The 3,499-nt window shown below is 42.5% G+C and carries 3 protein-coding genes; 2 read left to right on the top strand and 1 reads right to left on the bottom strand.

Annotated features, from left to right (window positions below):
- The first annotated feature begins 1,088 nt into the window (after positions 1 to 1,088).
- Both BCU84_RS20030 and BCU84_RS20025 read left to right on the top strand, forming a co-directional pair.
- Entirely contained in the window at positions 1,089 to 1,343 is a 255-nt protein-coding gene (locus BCU84_RS20030; RefSeq protein ID WP_102529804.1) for a type II toxin-antitoxin system prevent-host-death family antitoxin, read from the top strand.
- On the top strand, positions 1,336 to 1,602 hold the full coding sequence (locus BCU84_RS20025; RefSeq protein ID WP_102529803.1) for a Txe/YoeB family addiction module toxin: 267 nt from the start codon (positions 1,336 to 1,338) through the stop codon (positions 1,600 to 1,602). Before BCU84_RS20030 ends, BCU84_RS20025 begins: the two co-directional genes overlap by 8 nt.
- A 313-nt stretch (positions 1,603 to 1,915) precedes the next feature.
- On the opposite strand, the gene hutW is transcribed toward BCU84_RS20025, so the two are convergent.
- On the bottom strand, positions 1,916 to 3,346 hold the full coding sequence (gene hutW, locus BCU84_RS20020; protein ID WP_102529802.1) for a heme anaerobic degradation radical SAM methyltransferase ChuW/HutW: 1,431 nt from the start codon (positions 3,344 to 3,346) through the stop codon (positions 1,916 to 1,918).
- Between the last annotated feature and the right edge of the window lie 153 nt (positions 3,347 to 3,499).

Below are 3,499 nucleotides of genomic sequence, written 5' to 3'. Positions count from 1 at the left end.
CAGGCTCACGCTATTTTCTCTGCGTCCTCAATTCAAATAGAGTCTTTTAAATGCAAGAACTACTAGCTTTAGCTCTTTAAATTATCACCAATGCTGTCAAATCGAAGAGACAATAAACCCAGTGTAGATGCGTTCAAGACCTTCGAAAACATGGATGTTTTCGCAGAGCCCACAGGGACGTGTTTACGGCGTGTCTTGGATGTATCTGCACAAAAGCCTGCGGCAGGCAATGGATTAGATTGAAGTGACGACTCTCATTAACAGAGCCAATACTGATGAAGTACAAAGTTGGTGCTGGTAACTCGTTTATGCCCCCAAACGTGTTTCAAATGATAGGTAGTAAAGATAAGTAACAAGCCCGTTGACCTACTTTTGCTAATCGATAAGTGACTGCTGCTGATTACTTCTGATAAGGCATCAATTTCAATGCTCACTTTACAAATATTTGTGCTCGTTTATCCAATATCACTCTGGTAGAGTGCTTATAAATCAATAGCTTTACTTTAGTAAGGCTTAAATAATAGGTTTATTAAATGTGCATGCGCGTTTTGCCAAATAAACGCGCATGCGCACTATACAAATGTTATATGCCCTGAAAGGATTCGGAAATTCTTGAATAAATTTAACTATAGATTAGACGCCGCGCCTAATTTCAAGGCTAAAATAATTCGTCATATCGTATATGCATCTCTTGTGTTTTTAGCCACTTTCTCTGTAGTTTATTTTACGCACTATATGGGAGGTCTTTTAAACGTTGACGTTGACCAACCATTGAGAGAAATTCCAACCCAAGTTGTCCTCATGGGGTTAGCGGGAATATTTGTAACTTTTGTTATTGTATATGTGGTTGTACTCTGGGTGGCTAGAACGATATTTGTAAAGCTCAAGGTTTAAAACGGGCATATAACAAGTCAATGAAGAGCGGACCGCTAACGGTTGGTTGTGTTTCGTTCCTCAACAATTTTAACCAACCATTATCTGGCCTCTTATTGAGGCGTTAGCTGCTTGCAAAGCAATTGTTCCACTAGCTGTACATGTTAACTTCCCTTGCGTATACTTGTACCATTAATAGTACATGAGGATATCCCATGAGAATTGTATCTTTCACCGAAGCCCGTAATGGTTTGAAAGCTGTATTAGATGGTGTGGTCAATGACGCAGACACCACAGTCATTACCCGTAGAGACTCTGAAGATGCGGTAGTTATGTCTTTGGACTACTACAACAGTCTAATGGAAACTGTTCACCTTTTACGCTCTCCAGAAAACGCAGAGCATTTAAATCGTTCTATTGCTCAATATCGCGCAGGACAAACTAAACCGAGAGACCTCATTGATGAGTAGTCAACGATTGTTATCATGGACTGACGAAGCATGGGGAGATTATGTTTACTGGCAAACACAAGACAAAAAAACTCTTAAACGCATTAATAAACTAATCAATGATGTTAAACGTTCACCGTTTGAAGGTATTGGTAAACCTGAGGCTCTCAAAGAAAACTTGTCGGGCTTTTGGTCTAGGCGTATCGACGACACAAATCGTCTTGTTTATGCTATTGATAATCAATCAATTACGATAATCTCGTGTCGTTATCATTACTAATTTCGCATTCGGTGACTTGCAGCTAACAAACCGTTCAATCTGATTCGTAAACGCGTGCCGATTTCGCTTCGCTCCATTTTGGCACACATTCACTCACAGCTTAACGGGGCGTTACCGAACATTCGATTGCCATGCTTTTTCTAATCATAGTCAGGTTGATTAAACTCAATACTCTAAGTAGCTTTTGTCCAAAAGTGAGTTTGGAAGTGATCAAACTCTATCATCAAAAAATCACATTCATGATCAGATAAATTATCAAATCCGCGCCTGAAAGCTACTCAAATCTCGCTGAACTATATGCTCCACTCGTATGCTAGCTCGCGATTTTCGCCTCAGCGATTGGGTTGGTAGCCAAAAACTCAAACAAGCCGGTTTGCATGTTTACATTCCAAAAGCGACCTGCAAGGGTGAGTGACAAACTGTCAGTTTCTAATTTTGCTAAACCATGCTGCTGCCAAGCTCGAAATAATGGCTGTAAGTGACACACAAGCTCAGGCGCTAATTGATTAAAGCTAAGCGTGCCTGAGTCTAAGCCTCGCTTGAAAATAGCATCGAATGCTGCTGAAGGATTAGGGCTTAATATCATACCGGGTACTTGTGCTGGCACTTGTACAACTACTTCAGCAGGCACTTGAGTTGCTGCTTGAACGGATGCTGCTGGCTCAAGGTTATTGTCAGTCTTGGTTTGAGCTTTTTGCGCTTGATGCCATTCGCTTAAATCTCTGGCATTCATCATGCCGTGAGCATGGATACTGCCACCTGCGCCAGCACCAAAAGGGAGAATTTCAATGCCGCTCTTGGCTAACGAGTTATAAATACTGCGCTCTCGATCATCGCGGCGCCAGTGGCAACTTGATAGTCGTTGCCAGTCCTTTGATTCCAATCTGTTAGCACCAAAGGCATACATATTGGCACGGGTTTGACTGTCAGCTTGAAACTCGCTGGCTTGTGTACCTAGCACTTTGCCCTTTTCACTGGCTTTATCGATACGGGTGCCACCTAAGCCAATTAATTGATAGAGATCTACGCCGTGTGCGCCACAAGCCATGGCTGCTTCAATATCTTGTTGCCAGATGTCCATGGTTTGGCCGGGTAGACCAAAGATAAGATCGATAACAATGCTAGCGGTTGGGTGCTGACTAAGTTGCTGGAGTCTATCGAGTAAGGTTTGTTTATCATCAAAACGCCCCGCAGCACGGCGAACATCGGTATCAAAGCTTTGTACACCGAATGAAAAACGGTTAAAGCCGTTATCCAAAGCGCTATGCCACTTATCGTCATCAAAACCATTAAGGCGGCCTTCTAGGGTGATTTCAGCATCTTTCCTTAATGGAAACTGCTGAATGGCTTGACCTAGGGCAGCAATTTCTTCTGCTTTGATATCGGTGGGCGTACCACCGCCGACATAAACGGTATCAAATGGGCGGCTTTGCGCTAGAGGTGTTTGCGCTGCTATGGTCAACTGCTGACATAGGCTAGCCATATAATCACTGATCCGTTCAGGTTTAGCGCCATTTTCAAAAAAGTTACAGAAGCTGCAACGTTTTCGGCAAAAAGGAATGTGAATATACAGTGCGCGTTTATCAGCGGTAGTCGACGTGTGCCACCATTGCTGCCACAAATTGCTGTCTACCTTTATCGGCTTACTGCCACTGCGACTTGCATGGGGTGCGCTTTTTACCTTAAAAGCATGTTGTAAAGGATCTGGGCTTGCAATGCCTGTCATGGTCGACGTCAATATCATGGTAATTCTCAGCAAATTAAAAAACAATTATCGTAATGATAACTATTATCATTTGATTTTTTGTTGGGATAGATCAAATTTGCTGGCTTTGCATTGTAAATATTGTCGCACTGCCCCAGTGAAACAGTGAAACAGTGAAATAGTGAAATAGTG

This window comes from Shewanella sp. 10N.286.51.B7, assembly GCF_002873615.1.
GTDB classification, from domain to species: domain Bacteria; phylum Pseudomonadota; class Gammaproteobacteria; order Enterobacterales; family Shewanellaceae; genus Shewanella; species Shewanella electrodiphila.
Note: the sequence above shows the minus strand (reverse complement) of the source record. Positions and strands in the feature narration are given on the sequence as shown.

Coding starts and splice junctions, on each gene's coding strand:
- hutW (WP_102529802.1), bottom strand. CDS start 3,346: ATGATATTGACGTCGACCATGACAGGCATTGCAAGCCCAGATCCTTTA.
- BCU84_RS20030 (WP_102529804.1), top strand. CDS start 1,089: ATGAGAATTGTATCTTTCACCGAAGCCCGTAATGGTTTGAAAGCTGTA.
- BCU84_RS20025 (WP_102529803.1), top strand. CDS start 1,336: ATGAGTAGTCAACGATTGTTATCATGGACTGACGAAGCATGGGGAGAT.